13 protein-coding genes are annotated in these 19,626 nt (G+C 44.4%); 1 reads left to right on the top strand and 12 read right to left on the bottom strand.

Annotated features, from left to right (window positions below):
- Positions 1-12: 12 nt before the first annotated feature.
- From GO495_RS07915 to GO495_RS07865, 11 genes are all read right to left on the bottom strand, one after another.
- A complete protein-coding gene (locus GO495_RS07915; protein ID WP_157299184.1) occupies positions 13-1,299 on the bottom strand; it encodes a glucoamylase family protein in 1,287 nt (428 codons plus the stop codon).
- Between the two features lie 57 nt (positions 1,300-1,356).
- Positions 1,357-2,847, bottom strand: a complete 1,491-nt coding sequence (locus GO495_RS07910; RefSeq protein WP_157299183.1) for a RagB/SusD family nutrient uptake outer membrane protein — start codon at positions 2,845-2,847, stop codon at positions 1,357-1,359.
- Between the two features lie 12 nt (positions 2,848-2,859).
- Positions 2,860-5,934 (bottom strand): SusC/RagA family TonB-linked outer membrane protein, encoded by a 3,075-nt coding sequence (locus GO495_RS07905; protein ID WP_157299182.1) that lies wholly within the window; start codon positions 5,932-5,934, stop codon positions 2,860-2,862.
- Between the two features lie 213 nt (positions 5,935-6,147).
- Complete coding sequence (locus GO495_RS07900) at positions 6,148-6,741, bottom strand: response regulator transcription factor (RefSeq protein WP_157299181.1); 594 nt, start codon at positions 6,739-6,741, stop codon at positions 6,148-6,150.
- 625 nt (positions 6,742-7,366) lie between these two features.
- Entirely contained in the window at positions 7,367-7,666 is a 300-nt protein-coding gene (locus tag GO495_RS07895; protein ID WP_157299180.1) for a LytTR family transcriptional regulator DNA-binding domain-containing protein, read from the bottom strand.
- A gap of 384 nt (positions 7,667-8,050) precedes the next feature.
- Entirely contained in the window at positions 8,051-8,323 is a 273-nt protein-coding gene (locus tag GO495_RS07890; RefSeq protein WP_157299179.1) for a hypothetical protein, read from the bottom strand.
- 92 nt (positions 8,324-8,415) lie between these two features.
- Entirely contained in the window at positions 8,416-8,736 is a 321-nt protein-coding gene (locus tag GO495_RS07885; protein WP_157299178.1) for a hypothetical protein, read from the bottom strand.
- A gap of 220 nt (positions 8,737-8,956) precedes the next feature.
- Positions 8,957-9,667 carry an AcvB/VirJ family lysyl-phosphatidylglycerol hydrolase gene (locus tag GO495_RS07880; RefSeq protein WP_157299177.1) on the bottom strand — a complete coding sequence of 237 codons (711 nt, stop codon included), beginning with the start codon at positions 9,665-9,667 and terminating at the stop codon, positions 8,957-8,959.
- Positions 9,668-9,671: 4 nt separating this feature from the next.
- A complete protein-coding gene (locus GO495_RS07875; protein WP_240915190.1) occupies positions 9,672-12,248 on the bottom strand; it encodes a phosphatidylglycerol lysyltransferase domain-containing protein in 2,577 nt (858 codons plus the stop codon).
- Between the two features lie 109 nt (positions 12,249-12,357).
- Positions 12,358-12,795, bottom strand: a complete 438-nt coding sequence (locus GO495_RS07870) for a universal stress protein (RefSeq protein ID WP_157299175.1) — start codon at positions 12,793-12,795, stop codon at positions 12,358-12,360.
- 769 nt (positions 12,796-13,564) lie between these two features.
- The gene (locus tag GO495_RS07865) at positions 13,565-16,156 is read right to left on the bottom strand and encodes a family 20 glycosylhydrolase (RefSeq protein WP_157299174.1); all 2,592 of its coding nucleotides are present in this window, start codon (positions 16,154-16,156) and stop codon (positions 13,565-13,567) included.
- Between the two features lie 207 nt (positions 16,157-16,363).
- On the opposite strand from GO495_RS07865, the gene GO495_RS07860 reads away from it, so the two are divergent.
- Entirely contained in the window at positions 16,364-17,920 is a 1,557-nt protein-coding gene (locus GO495_RS07860) for an FMN-binding glutamate synthase family protein (protein WP_157299173.1), read from the top strand.
- A gap of 190 nt (positions 17,921-18,110) precedes the next feature.
- Here the strand turns inward: GO495_RS07860 and GO495_RS07855 are convergent, their stop codons facing one another.
- Entirely contained in the window at positions 18,111-19,559 is a 1,449-nt protein-coding gene (locus tag GO495_RS07855; protein WP_157299172.1) for an alpha-L-fucosidase, read from the bottom strand.
- Positions 19,560-19,626 lie beyond the last annotated feature (67 nt).

Here is a 19,626-nt window from a genome sequence, read left to right as displayed (position 1 = left end):
AATCCGGAAGATTTATCTCAAATATGGACTATCAAACTCCAATTTCTTTAACGCGCCCTGTATTTCAGGGCAGGACATAAATAATTTCCAGAGTAAACCACTCCGGTAGTTTTCTATCATCACAACAATAGGTCCCTGGTCAATCGCCAGGTACTGATCATCATACCAGTTCTTCGATTCACTAAAGGCATCATAAAAACCATACTCTCCCCACAGGCGTTTATCCACTTTATAATAAAAGTGCTTCAGCGCCGCCATAGAATACTCTGGGGTATAAGGGAAGGAAGATAAGGCGCCCGTAGGCGTAATCACCCCCAGGTCATTCGTAGGAGAATGAGCATTGTAAAACTCATAGTTATCACTGGCAGTAAGGCCCCAGCAATCAGGCCCATAGCCTTTGAATTTCTTAGGGTTTTCAATGCAATACTGCCGGTTAATTAATGTATGGTTACGGTTCTGTTCCCAGTAATCGGCATACCTGTCTTTTAATCCATGAGGATCTAATCCCAGGAAAGAATAATGCGTAAAGAACAATGGCCCGCCGTAATCAAATCCTAACGGTAGTTTGATACCATAATATTCTTTGCCATTATAAAAATAATTACTCATCGCCCAGCCCTGGTGATAAGCTTTGACAGAAACAGGATTGGTAGGGGATGCCGTTGCCAGGACATAAGCGATCAGGCATTCATTCCAGCCATGGATCTGATGGTTCATACTCCATCCGTTATTGGGCGACCAGTGCCAGTACAATACTTCCTGCCCGCCCTGCGTATACCAGTTCCACTCAGCTTCATTCCATAAGTAGTTGATCGTATTACGTAAAGCTGCTTCTTTAGGTTTATCAAGATTGAAATATTGTCTTACAGATAATAATCCCTGGAACATAAAAGCACTCTCCACCACATCTCCCCCATCGTCCTTACGCCCGAAGGGAATCGTTTTACCGGTAGCGCCGTTCATCCAATGCGGCCAGATACCATGATAACTATCCGCTTTAGACAGGAAGTTCACAATTTTCAATAACCTGTCCAGTCCTTGTTCGCGGGTAATGAACCCTCTTTGCACCCCTACAAGTATCGCCATCACACCAAAGCCGGAACCACCTGTCGTTACGGTCTCCGGAGTAGGCGTACGTTCCGGTGCCAGTCCGGAAACAGGATGCGCAAATTTCCAGAAGTAATTAAATGTCCGTTGTTCCACAAGGGTTAGTAAGGCAGAATCACTGATAGTTTTCTGCTGGCTGTGTACCGGAAAAAATCCTATGATAAATAATAAGCCTGTCAGTATGAATCTCATGTCAGCATTATTTTAAATAGCACTGCTCCCATAAGAGGAGCAGCGCCCGAAATATATTTAATACCCTGTATTTTGCTTCAAACTCCCTCCACTCAAATCTATCTGCTTTTTAGGGATAGGGAACACTTTATTCTTATCCGCAAACGTCTTCCCATGTGCAGCAAACGCCGCAGCCGCAAGCCCCGGCTCTAACTCGTTCTCTCTGATCAGATCAAAGAACCGGTCATGCTCCATCGCCAGCTCTACCCTTCTCTCATGCCATATCGCATGCCTGTCTACACTGCCAAGAGGCGCCAATCCCGCTCTGGGACGCAACGCATTAATATCATCCAGCGCTTCTCCGCTTTTAGAAAGCGCCAGCGCTGCCTCTGCATGAATCAGACGGATCTCCCCATAACGGAGCACTCGCAGGTTCTTCGGCATACGGCTCCTGTCTCCGCAAAAAGGTTCCTTAATCCGGCTATGATAAGCCTTGTAGTTATAATAGCTGTTCTGTACACTATCCTGACCGGGAATCCTGAACCCGTCCCATAAAAAAGTGCCCGTAGAAGAGATAAAGATCACCGTAGCTGCTTCACGTTTATCATTCGCCTCATATTCATCCAGCAAACTCTGGGAAGGCACTCCAAATCCAAAGCCCAGGTCCGCCCAACCATATTTACCACCGGCACGTGGACCCTGACACTCCGAATAACTGGCTATAGCGGCATTACAGGCCGAATTAACGCCTGTTTGTACCTCGAACACAGATTCTATCCCATCCGCTCCTGTCGTCCGCCATATGTCCTCATAATTGTCAAGCAGGCCATAAGCCCCTACCGACTGCTTAATGATCGAATCAGTTAAACTATACGCCCGCTGAAAATTCTGACGGTATAACATCACCTTGGCCAGTAACCCTGCGGCAGCTCCTTTGGTAGCCCTGCCCACAGCAGTATTAGCCCCGCCCTTTATAGCCAGATTAGCCAGTGCGAATTCAAGATCTGAAATAATGAACTGGTAAATAGTATCGGCACTGGCCTTCGTCTGATACGCAGCGCTGTTAGCTTCTCCCGGGGTCAGCACTTTATCGATCTTAGGTACGCCACCAAAGAAACGCACCAGGTCAAAATAAAAGTAAGCACGTAAAAAACGTACTTCTCCCATTAACTGGTTCTTCAGCGTCTCATCTAACGAACTCCCTGCAACCGCATTCAATGCCTGATTCGCACGGGAAATACCCAGGTAAAAACCAGACCACACCTCATTGAGATTATTCACAGAACCATCCATCGTCAGATTATCAAACGCACCATAAGTAGTTTTACCATCATCCGCATTACTCCCTTTATCTGCATCGTCAGAGGCAATGTTCGTCATACCCACATAAGAGAAGCCGTGCATACTGCCTTCCCACATTGAATTATAAACGCCTGTCACCAGGTTCTGTGTAGTAGCAGGATCGCCCGCTGCCGCTTCCTGATCAATCTGTCCCTGAGGCTTTACTTCCAGGTAGTTCTTACAGGAGAACATACCCAGGACCAGGCAAAGTATTATAGTCTTCTTCATGATTCTTCTTTTTTAAAATGAAACATTAACGCCCAATGCAAACGTGCGTGTAGTTGGATAAGCACTCAACTCAATACCCGCATCCAGGATACCGCTCTTGTTATTGGTGCTGTTGGCATCATCAACAGTACCTCCTGGTAACTCAGGACTAAACCCACTGAATTTCTTCAGCGTAAACAGGTTCTGAAAAGTAACATACACGCGGAAGTTGCTGATACCAATAGCTTTTAATGTTTTGGGAGATAAGGTATACCCCAGGGTCAGATTATTCAAACGCAGATAAGTGCCGGATTCAATAAAATAAGTTGATGCCGGTGTGCTGGAAGAGATAATCCTCGGATCTGTACCGGACGGATTACTGGCCGTCCAGCGTTTACCCGCATAGGAAGCTTCTATATTATCCGCATCATCAAAGCGATAGGCCTTCTTTCCATTATAGATCTTATTCCCGGCATTCCCATAGAAACTGGCGCCCAGGTCAAACTCTTTGTAGTTCAGCCCAAGGTTAAATCCAAAGAAACATTTAGGCTGAAAAGAACCCGCATAAATTTTATCATTATCATCAATACTACCGTCACCGTTATGATCTTCATATTTCAGATCTCCCGGGGCCGCTCCGGGTTGAATCACTTTCCCGTTCTTGTCTTTATAATTATCGATCTCTGCCTGGTCCTTAAATACGCCAAGTGCATTACGCACATAAAAAGTACCCACAGCATGCCCATTATCCGTACGCGTTACAAAACTTTGCTGGCCTACATTTCCTCCCAGCAATGCCTGTCCGCCATTCAGTCCGGTGAGTTCATTTTTATTAAAAGTGATATTACCGCCTATTGTGTACCTGAGATCTTCAGTGATCTTATCCTTCCAGTTCAGCGATATTTCATACCCTTCATTTTTAAAGGAAGCAGCATTGGTGATATAAGAGTTATCCTGGTCACCCAGCAGGGCCGGGGTATTCACGATCACCAGTGCATCCTTTGTTTTCTTGTTGTAATAATCCACCTCACCGCTCAACCGGCTGTTCAGCATATTAAATTCAAAACCGACATCATACTGGGTAGTAGACTCCCATTTCAGATCAGGGTCTTTAATATCCTTGATAGCCCCTCCTACCGTGATGGTATTGTTGAAGATATAAGGGAGGTCTATGCTGGTAATAGCCCTGAATGCATTTGTAGGGATATTATCATTCCCCAGTATCCCCCAGCTACCTCTCAGTTTCAGGAAGTCGAACAGCTTCTGCTCCTTCATAAACCCTTCGCTGGAAATAACCCATCCCGCACCTACCGTTGGGAAATACCCCCATTTCTGCCTGAATTTGGAACTACCATCTGCACGGATAGAAGCGCTTAACAGGTAACGACTGTCATATCCGTAATTAACACGTCCTACAAACGACTGGCGCGCATACTTATCACCAGTGTTGCTGATAGTGGACTGTACATCCGGGTTCCCAAGGTCCAGGTACCAGAGGTCAGGACTCTCAGGTACATTGATACGGGTACCTTTCAGTGAAGTAGTATAAAACCCTTCTGTAACGGAACCCGCCAGTACCGTCAGGCTATGTTTATTAAAGGCCTTATCAAAGGTGACGGTATTGTCCCATACCCAACCCTGTGTACGGTATTCTTCACGCACCAGTTTACTGTTGGGATTCTGCTGATTACCTCCCGCTACCAGGAAGGTGACATCATCATTCAGGTATTTGTAGTTATATATCCTGTCATTCCCATACTTAAGGTCCGCATTAAATCCTGAACGGAACTTCAGGAAAGACACCGGACTATACTCCAGCGCCACATTTCCCTGTATACGGTTCTCCTGCCTGCCATCATTACGTTTGTTCAACGCCAGTAAAGGATTGCCGACGTTCCCCCAACCCGAGGTATTTCCATAACGGCCACCTTCTTCCGCCTTCACAATAGGCGCCGCCCGGTATAAATTGCGATAGGTATCCCCCAGTTCCACATCACGGGTAGTAGCGCGGGAGAATGATAACTGCGAAACGAATTTCAGCTGATCCGTAATATTTATATCATTATTGGCCCGGAATGTAAAACGTTTAAAATTATTAGTAGTGATGATCCCATCTTCTGCTATATACCCCCCGCTTAAATAGTAAGTCCCTTTCTCAGATCCACCAGACACAGATATATTATGATTCATCTGGAAAGCATCGCGTAAAACAGCATCATACCAGTCGGTAGTTCCATTGTATACGTAAGGATTATTGACAGGATCTTTGGAGGGAGAAACATCCGCCAGATATGCAATATACTGACTACGATCAGCCATCTTCACCAGGTTGGATGCCTGGCGAAAACCTACATTGGCATCATACCGCACCTGTGGCTTTCCGGCTTTCCCTTTACGTGTAGTAATGATGATCACTCCATTGGCAGCACGTACCCCATAAATAGCCGCAGAGGCATCTTTCAGAACATCCATCGTGAGGATGTCCGCAGTACTGATATTGCGGATATCATCGGTTAGCACACCATCTACCACATACAAGGGGTTAGCGCCTGCCAGTACAGACCCTGTACCGCGTACCCTGATCTGGGGCTGAGAGTTTGGCTGCCCGGAAGCAATCACCTGCACGCCCGCAATACGGCCCTGGGCTGCCTGGGTAGGTGTTTGTACCGGCTGTGCGGCCAGGTCTTCTCCTTTCACAGAGGAGATCGCGCCTGTGAGGTCCCTTTTCCGCTGGGTACCATACCCGATCACCACCACCTGTTCCAACTGGCTTTCCGAAGATTCTAATACAACATTGAGAGACGATTGTGTGCCTGCCTTTATTTCCCTGGTCACATATCCCAGGTAAGAAAAGATCAGGGTATCCCTTCCTTCCGGCAGATTGAGGGAGAACTCCCCCGAAGGACCAGTAGTAGTGCCGCTACTGGTATTCTTTACCCGGATGGTCACTCCGGGAATGGCTGCGCCATTTTTATCCTTTACAATACCTTTAACCGGGCCGGCCTGCTGCGCGTTGGGTGTTACCAGGGTTTGTGCCCTCACTGATACGGCCGCATAGAATGCCAGTAACAGCAGAATGCTACATGCTTTTGTACAAACAACTTTCATAACGAACTGTTTTCTTCGAGTTATCAAATTCAATAATGACTAATGACAGGTTGCGTTGGTAAGAATGCTACGTGAAGGGCTAGAGTAAATAAGACAAATAAACAAACACTCATAGGAAGCCAGCACTACTAAAGCTGGCAGACAAATAGACCGGGTTGCAAAATACTCAGTTCTTTTTATATAAAAAAAAGGGAGATAAAAAGTTATGAGGAATCAGCTTCCTATTAATCGTTCCTGCATCGCTTTTACGATAGCCCCGGAACGGGAGTTCACATCCAGTTTGCGGTAAATATTCATGATATGGGATCGTACAGTACCAACACTGATATGACAATGTTCTGCTATTTTCTTATAGGTATCTCCATCTACAAGGCAATCCAGCACCTGTAATTCGCGGGAAGATAATCCATAAGGGTCCGGCATTCCGCTCCCTTTCCGGTTAAAGAACGTCAGTACTTTTTGTATTGCCTGTATATTGGTTTGCAGGGTAGCCTCATATACAGAAGTAATAAATTCTGTAATAGAAACAGGCGGAGAGCTCTCAATCCGGGTAGTGGTAATCTGTTCTGTGGAGGTTTTATTTCCATTCAACGTAAATACGACCACATTCACTTCTGGGTAAGCTGCTTTTAAAATATTGGCTGCTTCGACCGGGGCAAGGCCAGGGATATCAATATCCATAAATACAATGTTGCATATCTCTTTTGCCAGCTGCTGTACTGATAGGGTATCGCCTTGTCCCCCTTCTGCCTCTACCGCATCATTTCTGCCGGGCTGACCTGCGCTGTTACGCCGCACATTTTTCATATCGTTTTTTTTGGGTTTGTATATGTTTCGAAACCTTATTTCTGTATTACCAGTGATGGATTTTTGTATGGCGATAATCAATAAACTGATCAGATTATAAGGTTTCCCATACGGAAACAAATTTGATACAAATACAAGCAGTAGTCAATCGGATAAGTATATGGTTTTTCAGTAAATACTAATAAACAATTTGTTGAATATTATAAATATCCCAAAAGGAAGAAAATAGTTAAGATCAGGTTCAGGTTGACACAGGTATAACAAGTATGATAATTACAGTACAATTTACGGGTTTATATTAAAGTTTTAACTGACGAAATAGGAAACAATCTGAAAGGAAAGAAAGATCTGTTGCTGGAGGGGAGAAAATAATATCACTATTTAAAGATTAAGCATACGAAAAAAGAAAAGACCTTAACAATCGGTTAACCACGAAATCCAAACATTATCTCTAGTTTTGATATAATATTCAGCGATTATAGCTGATTAATAAAAGATTTTTTTCGTTGTAGTATCCTTTTCCAATAACTATGCTGCAACAGTTGTTAATGATTGTCATATGAATAATAAGGCCCTTACCACCAAAAGTGGCAAGGGCCTTTAAGTTTATAATAATATTTTGTCATTAATTCATTCGCTGCACTCTCGACCTGAGCGCTATCCTGATAGTTCCCACATACACATAATCCTCATTAATATCCGTCACATACTTCAGGTTGATCATGTATTTGTGCCGTACCCGCAGGAAACTGTCTTCCGGCAGGTAGGACATTATCTTCTCTGCACCGTTGTCAGACATTACACGCGAATCTTCCAGGTGTAATACACAGGAATCTTCCATAATCTCAACAAACATTAATTCTTCCAGGGCAATTCTGGTTGACTGTCCTTCCCAGGACGTGTAGAATGAAGCTAATTTCAGCATATGTTCAAGTTTTTGAAATGGTCACCAGATTCGTTCAACCGGAAAAACAGCAGGTAACTGAATAGAAACCTGCGTATGAAGCTTATGAAATCTAAACCGTCTTATGAGAAAAGTATCCTTGAAAAATTCAGGTTCGCATCTTAATTATTAACAAAAAGGAGATCGAGTTTGTTGTAAAAAAAAATTATTTACAGAGAGGCAAGATAAATAGCATAATCTCCGGAGAAGTTAACCAGGGGTTAATACAATAGTTAATATGGCGTTAACTGCGGAGCATAACACTCCGCAGTCAGGTTCCGCCAAGGCAGAGGGAATCCCCTGCATTATATGCATGCTGGCAGGTGGATAGATAATTTAAAATATGGGAGTAAGGGTTGTGGGTTATTATATGCAGATGGATAACATTGATACAATGATTACTAATGTCAGGTTCTTTACGAAGCGGATATTAAAACCACCCTTCTCCGAATAATAATAACTTTCCTTATAGCGGTCATAAGCAATAGGCGCTCCCAGCTCTTTCATCATCTTTAGAAATTCAAATAGTGTTCTCTCGGAAATCCTCAGCCTCTTTGCTAGATGTGCGGGTTTTCCTGTGCCTTTGATCCTTATCAGATAATCAATGGTCTGTAATCTTTCAAAATAACGTTTAGGCATGCTGGCATACGGGGGTTTACAATGTACGAATGTGTTAATAAGTGAATCAATTTTTCCTGATCTGTAATGGGCTAATTCCTTCTTCTGATTAATTACGTAAGTAGTGTTGTGTGCATAATGTTTTCATTACGGGTCATAAGCATATTTTTCATAAACATATATTTTGAGGGCTTTAGATCGAAGCAAAATCCCCATACAGGATAGCCAGTCTGCAAGCTAAAGAATTCTACTGCTACTTTGTAGCAGCCAAACTGTTTTTTATGGTGCATGGTTTTAGACAAAATAGAAACTCCCCTGGTTGAAACCTGGGAAGTTTTCATCAAAAACCAACCATTAAAAGTCTTGTCAGCAAAGGCTTCTGAAAACAGATCACCATTGCATGAATTTATCGTCTGTATAATTCTTTTATCCATTATAGCTAAATGTTTATAATGTTAAGTCTTATTAAAAAATCCTTCCCGGTAGATACCTGCATAAGGGTTCCGTACGACGTTGTAATGTTACATTACAGCGCGCAGAATTTGGTTAATAAATTGTTAACGGCAAAAAATATATCAGGAAATAATGAAATATGCCCTCACGCAAAACCGCTATGAGAGCCAATAAGAGCTAAAATGAAAATGTTAATGACCCTTATGGGTTCGCTATCGCATATAAATGTGTGAGGATCTGTTGTACCACCCCCGGCGCATCCTCATTATAATGATGCCCTCCTGGTAAAACAAGCTGATGATAATTGTGGATAGTCAATGCCTTTACATCAAAATCTTTCTCATCCTGACCAAATACCAGTAACAATGGCTTACCGGTAATTCCATTCATCGCGCCCGTTACACTCATACTGCCAGGCGTAGATGTTCTGCCCAGCATATCAGAAATATGTACCACCATATCTGTACTTGCAGATGGAGATATAAATACCAGGTGCTGCGTCTGGGATTGAAACGCAGCAGGTAAATGCTGATAAATAAAAGGCAGTACGTCCGCCCCCATAGAATAACCTACCAGTATAAACGCATGATTATTCCACCGGGCAGAATAATACTGCAACAAGGCCGTTACATCTGCTGCGGCCTGTTGCGGTGTCTTTTTATTCCAGAAATATTTAAGCGTATTTAACCCGATAACAGGATACCCCCTGCCGGCTAAAATATTAACAATATCTACAGAGAATTTCTTCATTCCCCCATCTCCTGTAATGAAAAGCACAATCGGACGCTCAGTCACCACCACAGAAGGGACCTTCACCGTTACCGGTAACTTACTGATATCCGTCTGCGCATTCACCGCTCCCATTCCCAATAACATGCAACCCATCAGGAGGGCGTATTTTCCTATTCCCATTTTATTATGTTTTCATCACCTTACTAAGCGCTGCCGGTAACTGTATAAGATCAAAATCATGTTCGTATACAAGGTATTTATTCGCCCACTCAGTAGCATACTTCTCTTTAAATTCACGCAATCCCTGATAATGACGGAAAGCCTTGATCTTCTCATAAGCAAACTTCACTACCTGCTCTGCCGTATTCTGTGGCTGCTCTATACCAGACATTGGTACCAATCCTAAATTCAGGTATTGCAGGCCTTTCTCTTTCGCATCCTGTATCAATGCAATGATCAGCGCGTCCATACAACCTCCCGGAGCATTTGTCCGTTTACGTATCAGGTCATATGTACATTCCCCGGGTGCATAATCCGGAATGATATTCAGGAAAGCGACCACCTCCCCTTCCGCATTGATCACGGTAATTACATCCTGTTCCATAATAGCATCCGCATCAAACAACCCCTGGGAGAAAGTCAGCTCCTTTACATCGTATTGCTCCAGCCACTCATCAGATATTTCTTTCAATTCCTGTACCAGTTCTAATGACAATGGTGCACGGTTCATAGTAGTGACGTATCCCTTGGCGGCAAGACTATTCAATCCGTTCCGCATAGACTTCTTATCCTTTCCGCTGAGAGAGAAGGTAGTTACGTCCATAATCCCCTCCTGTCCTATCAGCAATTTCTTTTTCCGCAGATGCTCAAAATAATACATGCTTTGCTCATCTACACGATAAAAAGCGGGACGAAGCCCCATTTTGCGGCATTGTGCCTCAAACTCCTGCAAAAGGGGCAATTTGGCCTCTTCTGCACAAACAGGTTCTTCCAGTACTATGGCAAAGCTGCTGGCTACCCTGTAAGCGATGAATCCCTGGTTATCCTCAGATACGAACAACAGTTTATCATCCCCTATCTTAAAATAATCCATCGCAGAATTTCCATACTGGCTCAGGTAAAATTGCGCTTTTTCAAGGGCTGCATTCGTTTGCTTGCCTGCCGGCAGATAAGGCCGGATGATAGTATAGAACAAAAACGCCCAGGCTCCTACTCCCAGTACCTGGATCGCACTTAAAAATTCACGACCGAAACGCGTCACCGGATGCAACCCATCGTCTTCCAGTAACAGGAACCCATGAAAAGAGGCCCGCAGGGAACGAACCAAAGTGAAGTCCATCCCAAAGTGCCGCACATTCAGGAAATAGAAACCTATCGTCCCGAATATCAGCACGACCAGCAACGTGGCGACTGCCGTGACTACCCCTATATTCACCAGTTGACGGTTACTCCTTACCCGGTACTGACGCGCAGTTATAATCAAAATAAGGCTGGTCAGCAAGGCCAGCGTGGCTTCTTCATAGTCCAATGCCTTACTGATATGCCCGAAGGCGGATAAAACAGACACCGACAATGCCACTATCCAGGCGCTACGTAAGCCCCTGAACAGGAAAGTGGCCGTCACCAGCAATACCAGGCCCAGGAATACCACCAGCAGGTTGGACGCATGGATGCTCTCCCCCGGAATATAAGCCTTCAGCATTTTAATACGGTTGGTCAGTGGTGGCGTTAATACCGAAAATATGTTGACCATCCCCAGCAGAAAGATCAGCACCGGCGGTAACAACCTCAATACCAGGTGCCTCCCTTTTAATATAAATGCCATTATACCTCCCAACAAGGGTAACCAGAATTCAAACAGACGGTAGAGTAAAGTGATCTCCAGCGCCTGCAAAGAAGTATATCCGTATTTAGTCAGTAAGTACGCAAGTGATAGCTCTATCGCCCCTAATCCCCGGAGGAAAGGAGACACGATCAGGAAAATGGTGGCTACAATGTATCCCACACAGGCGGCTTCAAGCGAAGGCGTTGCGCCAGTGGCCAGCATACTGATATACAGATGCGCAATACCCACTATTTCAATACCGGCAGATACCAGTACCGTTTTTGCAAAGGAAGGACGATGCAGGTTGAATGCAAAGATCTCATCTACATGCATAATGGCCTTAGGGAAATATTTTTCAAGCAGATGATAAGCATATCCTTTCGTCTGGAAAGACCTTACAATCCAGACGGTCAGCCCCAGTGCCAGGCAGATACCTGTTAGTCCGCCTACAGCATCCAACATGGATTCATCATGCAGTATCGCAAATCCTACTACCGGTATCCCCACCAGGAATACAGAGAAGATACCAGTGAATCCGTAAATACCGGATGCCTGGTGAATCTGTTGTTTACTGATGTAACTGCGTTTAAGACTCTGAGGTAAATAGGCCAGGGAACTCACCCCTCCTGCCGGAAGAAAGATACTGAGCAGGTTCCTTTTCAGAAATAACTCCGTGCACCGTTCCACATCCAGTTTACTACCTACCGATTTAAAACTACAGGCATACATCAATGCCTGCAAAAGGATATATCCACCGGTAAATAATACACCGGTGATCACCCAAAAACGGTTGGCCCGCTCAATGGCAGGCATCAATGATAACAGTTCATGACGCTGCTGCCGGAAAAAGTAAATGGCTAATAGTATGAACAGCACAGCCAGCAACTCTTTCCAATGCAGCTTACGTAACAATGGTCCTAATTTCAACTTATTCATCAAGGGCATTACAGGTTCGATTTTGTCTTTTAAGCGGGTATCACATTAACACACAAATCTACAAGTAAGTTGTGGTGAAAAAGATCAGGACCTCCAGTTTAATTTAATTTTAATGCTTTGTCTGTTTGTATGGCACTACCAATACAGGTATCGGAGAATGACGGATCACAAATTCCGCAGTACTGCCAACCAGCAAATGATCCAGTCCGGTGCGTCCGTGCGTTCCCAGCACAAGCGTTTGTATCCCCTGTTCTGCGGCCTGTTCCAGAATATCCTCTTTCGGACTTCCAATAATGGCACTAACGCTTACGGCTACATCAGCATAATCTGCCGCAAAAACATTCAGACGTGTGGCAATGTCCTGTACCCTTCTCGTCCATTCATCTGAGGACTCCCCGCCTTCTACGGACGGGATCAATTCTGCCGCTTTATCCAGAATAGAAAGTAATACTACTGAGGATTTTGTACTCCTGGCCAGTTCCATACCGGCAGCTATAACGCTGGCGGAATAGCTGCTAAAATCTACAGCTATCATAATCTTTGACATATACATCGTTTTTTAAGAGCAGGGATATGTAGTAGGTTCAGGCGGGAATAGGCTTACGCCAATTTATTAAGCAAATTTACTATAAGTAAGTGTATTTATCACATAAAATATTAAGGGACCCGATAAACTATTCGCGACTGCAAAGTTTCTTCGCAAGCAACGTGTTTGCAGACACTCACAAATAACAAACACAGGCTCGGGAGTTCCCCCAATCACGAATTTCAGGAGTGATTGGTAAATACTGCCATTCAATAAGCTACGTGATTGTAGTATGTCTTACCACAGGAAGAGCCTAAACCCTCCTGTAAACGCTTTATAACCGGCAATTAACTACTATACTGGTCCCCTATAAGCCCACCCTAAGTAAGGTGGGCTTATAGGGGACTATGAGGGGACTATGAGGGGACTATGAGTGGGCTTATATGGGGCTTATACTACCGTAAGCCTGGCATTATCTCAGGTTATTAGCAGGCACTAACATTTCAATGCTTTTTCACTACTGATTACCAATACATTAAAATATATAGAAGATTATTATAACGGGTAATAGTAAAAAGTTCAATGCATTTAGCCAGGTTCAGTAGCCTTTTATGGCTAATATTAAAACAAGCTGTCAAAAGTATTTGTAAACACTAAAAAAGGCTCCTAACGGAACCTTTTTTAGTGTTTTGCCGCAAACATATCGAAGATGTATTAGTTACTTTTGACAGCCTGTTTTAAGAGGATATAAATATTACTACAAACACGTACTGTTTTTATAGAATCCCTTTTATTGTAAAGCGCCAGCCTTCATATCAGCTGATTTATTCACTACCGTGGTTATTCTGCTTCCTCGTCCTCTTGTATCAAACACTTTAAAAGTGATAATCCCTTTTTCTTTAACAGGCCCTGTATACACCTTGCTTTTAACATCAGGCTCTTTCCCGTTGGTAGTATAACGGATCACCAGACCAGGTACCTGCAGGTTCGCTACAACAGCACCATTTATGATCGCAGCTCCTGCTGTAGGGATACGGTAATTATACCCTCCATTGTAATGGTCCAGTCTTACCATCTCACGCTTGCCCAATACATTGGCAAATGTACCCCACGCTTTCTCATACATCTCTTCACTCTTTGCATTATCCTTTTCAGTAGCCCATGCAGGGTTCTTAGCCCACGCACGTTCCGCCAATGCCAGCAACTTAGGCAACAGCATGTATTCCATTCTTCCTGAATTCTTTACCGTTTCACTCCACAACAGCCCCTGTATCCCTATAATATTATCTGCACCATAAGAAGTTAAACGGTCCTTCCCTACAAAAAGATCTGGTCTCAGCGGATTATCCAGTGCATCCACTTTTGAATTCTTATAATAATCTTCAGGAATTAAATAGAACGGTTTATCAATATCCACAAATCCTCCCCAGTAAAAACCCGGTTCATCAAACACCTTCTGGTAAGCCATATCAAAATACAGATTGCTCACACCAGAGAATACCACTTTATAATTAGCATTCGCCAGCCTGTAAGCCAGATCTTCTGCGCCACCGCCCATTGTATTATTCCATACGTCCAGCATAAAACCACCATTGCTGAAATCAGGATTAGGAATATTATGCGGCTGACCATCCAGTACTGTTTTACGCATGCCCATCTCTTCCCAGCCATACAACTTCAATCCTCTTGCTTTCAGCAAAGAGTACACCTTTCCGTAATAGTAATACCACAGATCATTGGTACTCTTAATCCTGCTATCTTTTGCCATCAATGCTTTCACTACCGGAGATTTCTCCCATACACCGGCAGGTACTTCATCTCCTCCCATATGCACATATTCCAGGGGCGCACCGGCATCTTTATACATAGCCTGCACTTCTTCCACTACCTTATCCAGGAAACGGTACACTGCAGGCGATGCAACGTTGATCACGTTATCATTCCAGTTCTGCACAGATTGATATGCTGATTTATCTTCCAGGTCTGTTAACAGATATGCTTCTGCTTCTTCACGTTTCCCTTCCTTCATCAACCTTGCATAACGTGCGTCCATAGACTTGATAGCTGCACGTGCATGACCCGGTGTTTCAATTTCAGGGATAACACGTATATGCCTTACCGTTGCATACTGTAATATCTCTATAAAATCTTTGCGGGAGTAAAAACCATTCCCCGCGCTATCCGCTAAATCCGGTCCTGAGCCATATGCCGGCTGCAATGCCGACTTCTCATCCACGCCATGTGCGCGATGCCCGCCTACAGCTGTCAGTTCAGGCAGGGAAGGAATTTCCAGCCTCCAGCCTTCATCATCTGTCAGGTGAAAATGCAGCACATTCAGTTTATACAATGACATCACTTCCAGTAATCTCAGTATATCGTTCTTACTATGAAAATTACGCGCTACATCCAGCATAAAAGCACGGTATCCATAACGAGGCCCGTCTTTCACCCTCACAGCAGGAATAGTCACAGACTTCTGTACACCAGCCCAGGTAGCAGGTGGCATTATTATTTTCAGCGACTGGATACCGTTAAAAATACCTGCACCATCCGCAGCTTTAATAACAACACCTCCGGCGGTCACCTCTAGACTATATGCTTCAGGAGCAAAACTACTATCAAGCTGTAAATCAATACCGGTCCCTCCTGCAACAGCAGGTTTCCTGCCCAGTATATTTCCCAGTTCTGACGACAGATAAGCGGCTTCTTTGCTAAAAGCAGGAGCTGTATTAATATGTGTATTAATGTCCAGTAGATAAGCGCCGGTGCCCGCTGCTTCTTCCTTCGCAGTAGGGAATACCAACGGCAATTCAGACGCTTCTATATCAGGAATGTTCTTATTCTGTTTGTAGATATCAGCAGCAGTCAGCAATGGTGATTTATCACCCGGAAAACGCAGATACTGCTTAGGCTGTGTGGAAGGACGGATACTGTAATTTTTGAGTGCATATCCTTTGCCCGGATCATTATCCCATACAATATACAATCCATCCGGAGCATCTGTAAAATTTACCGCCCAGGCATCTGCTACCAGCTCTATACGAAGAGAATCTCCAGGTGCAATACCTTTACTGGCTGTAGTAGGCGTCAACTTATACAGATCGCCGTTTATATGCGATGCACTCACATTTCCGGCAGTAACACCAGGAATAATAAACCGCACAAAGTTGAAATACAACTGCCAGCCCTGTGCGGGCAAAGCCGTCTGACCAGTATTTACAATATTAAATACAGAAAGGAACTGATCTTTCCCCTTGTAATGATTTTCTACTACTTCCCAGGATACCTTCAAACGGGAAGCATCAAACGTGGCCTGTGCAAAGCCTGGGGCAACAATAACCACCAGCAGGCTGCATACGAGAGTTAAACGGCGAAAATTCATAAGTGAACTATATTAACTGCCGTAAGATAATGTTATACTGTTGCAAATCAAACAGCTATTGGGTAAGTTTTTCCGCAGTCATAGCCCCCTTTACAATGATACATACAAGATCTCCAATGTGTTAAAAGAGAAGAAACTGATATAACATAAAATATTCACCTTTTGATTTTTCCTATCTTTATTTATTAAATAAAAGGGACTTAGTATATGAAAGGATTTATTGCTTTCTCGCTTGGCAGTGTGGCAGTTATTGCGGCACTTGGTTATTTCTTCCCGTGGACATGGTGGTTGCTGACACTCATAGTACCGCTCATTATCATGGGATTAATAGACATTACACAGAAAAAACATGCTATCATGCGCAACTACCCTATCGTGGGCCGTTTGCGTTATTTCATGGAAGATATCCGCCCTAAAATTTACCAGTACTTCGTTGAAAGTGATATCGACGGCAGCCCTATAAACCGGGTAGACCGCTCCACCATTTACCAGCGGGCAAAAAGAGAACTCAACTCCCAGCCCTTTGGTACCCAGTTCAATGTATACGCAGAAGGTTACGAATGGATGGCCCATTCCATACAACCCCGTTCATTCGACAAAATGAATAAAGATCCCCGGGTACTCTTCGGGGGAGATGAATGCACCCAACCTTACTCTGCCAGTATACTCAACGTCTCTGCCATGAGTTACGGCTCTCTGAGTTCCAACGCGGTAGAAGCGCTGAACGGTGGGGCAAAGCTGGGTAATTTCGCCCATAATACAGGAGAAGGGGGTATCAGCGAACATCACCTGAACCAGGGAGGAGATATCATATGGCAGATAGGTACCGGTTACTTCGGCTGCCGTAATGATGAAGGTAACTTCGATGAAAAACTCTTCGCAGAGAAAAGTGCCATCCCCCAGATAAAAATGATCGAATTAAAGATCTCCCAGGGAGCAAAACCAGGTCATGGTGGTATCTTACCTGCTTCTAAAAATACGCCGGAAATTGCGGCTATAAGGCACGTAAAACCTAATACGACCGTTGCTTCACCTCCTTATCATACCGCCTTCAGTTCTCCCCGTGAAATGGTCACCTTCATCAGCCATATGCGGAAGTTAAGCGGGGGTAAACCAGTAGGCTTTAAGTTATGTATAGGTCAGAAACAGGAGTTCCACGCTATCTGCAAAGCAATGCTGGAAACCGGCTGTTATCCGGACTTCATCACTGTGGACGGTGGGGAAGGCGGCACCGGCGCGGCTCCTCCTGAATTCTCCAATTCTGTAGGTATGCCCCTCATGGATGCGCTGGCATTTGTACATGATACCCTCAGAGGATACAGCATCCGTACCAAAATAAAACTGATCGCATCCGGTAAAGTCCTTACAGGCTACCATATTTTAAGGGCAATGGCTTTAGGTGCAGATACCTGCAACAGCGCAAGAGCCATGATGATGGCCCTGGGTTGCATACAGGCACTGGTATGTAATACCAACCGCTGCCCTACAGGCGTAGCTACCCAGGATAAATGGCTCATGGCCGGACTGGTAGTGGAAGACAAAAAACACCGCGTGGCCAACTACCACCGCGATACCATAGAAAGCGCGATCGAATTAACTGCTGCTGCCGGACTGGGAGATCCTCACGAGATCACGCGGGGGCATATTTCCCGCAGGGTATTTATGAACCAGGTTCGCAGCTTCGAAGAAATATACCCGGCTACTCCCACCGGCTCCCTATTGAAAGGAGAAATGATAGATATGGTGAGCAGCGACAAATGGTAATAAAAGGAATTGAACAGGAACAAAACGGCTTCAAAACAGGATTACCCTACGTTTATCCTACGTTAAAAGACGTAGGATAAACGTAGGATAATCCTGTTTTATTCCTGTTCTTAACCTATCTAAAGCATGGCTGCTCTATGGCTCCTTCATGTCTCCTCCTACTCTCCGCCATATTAACCGCGCACTTTGCCTACTCCTTGATTTTCACAACAAACATATTCCCTGGAATATCCCCCGGCTTTAATCCGGCCAGGTTTATCACCAAATCGCGTCCTTGTTGCTGATAACCAATCGTTTTACTACAACCTAAGATACTCACCACCGCTTTTTTAGCCGGCGTATAATCCTTGATCCTCAGCTGCTGCTGAAAAGCGGTCGCAATACAATAAAGCACACCCGGTTTCTGCGTAAAGAACATCTCAATATGGGCATAGTCCTTGGAAGGTAGTACCATCTTAGAGACATTATAATTCGCCATAAAATTGGCTTCCTTTACTTCCGGCCGTTTCCCGGCACTCCACTGACGCGTTTCCTTCCAGGGCTTCGTATCAAAAATGGCTTCTCCGTTAGTCTCCAGCCAGGCCCCGATATCAATCAGGCGCTGCTGCATGATCACCGGAATACGCCCATCTGAGGTAGGGCCTATATCCAGTAATAAGTTACCCCCACGGGCCACTATATCCACCAGTAATAAAACCAGGTCACTACTCTTTTTGTAATCATTCACGTTCTCCATACGGTTATACCCATAGGAACTACCAATACCCTGATTCTCTTCCCATACTACACCCGGTTGCATCCCACTGCCATATTCGGAAGTAAAGTAAGTAGCGCCGTTATTCTTCCCACGTGTATCCTTACCCCAGCGATCATCTACCACCACTTCATCCTTTACGGGAGACTCATTATACAACCAGGAAAGCAGCTCTGTACTATGCCAGGCGGTATCTGATAAGTCCCACTCTCCGTCAGAGAAAATCACGGAAGGCTTATACCGTGTTACCAGGTCTTTAAACTCAGGTGTCATTACATCCTTAATGTATTGTTGCTTATCTTTCTTCCATACCGGGTTAAACCATTCATAAAGAGAATAATAATACCCCATCTTTAAACCGGCCTTCCGCACTTCCGTAGTGAGGTCTCCCAGTAAATCACGTTTAGGCGTACCACTCACTGCATTCCAGGGATGCCCCCAGGATTCATTCGCCTGTTTGCTGTCCCATAAACAATACCCTTCATGATGTTTGGAAGTCAGTACTACATATTTAGCACCTGAACGCTTAAACACATCCGCCCATTGGGCGGGATCAAATAACGAAGCCGTGAACTGCTGCTCAAATTTCTCATAAGGGAAATCCCTGCCATAGTTCTTATCATGAAAAGCAGCTACCTGCTGATGTGTGCCATCAGTAGCTCCGTTCAGCTGCCACCAGTACCACTCGGAATACCCTCCCGGGCCTACCACGGCATAAGAAGGCACTGCATATACCCCCCAGTGGATAAAGATCCCGAACTTGGATTCATTAAACCATGCCGGAATACCCCGCTTATTCAGCGAAGCCCAGTCGGCCGTATATTTTTGTGCAAAAAGGGATGAAAAGCCCAATAACATGGCTATAAAAAGGAAGCTCTTTTTCATACAGGAATTTAAGTTATCTAAAAGTAAAACCCGAAGACCCAATTTCCAAATACCATCTGTGCGGTGA

Origin of the sequence: Chitinophaga oryziterrae (genome assembly GCF_009758125.1) — a bacterium.
GTDB lineage: Bacteria > Bacteroidota > Bacteroidia > Chitinophagales > Chitinophagaceae > Chitinophaga > Chitinophaga oryziterrae.
This window is presented reverse-complemented; position numbering and strand designations above follow the sequence as displayed.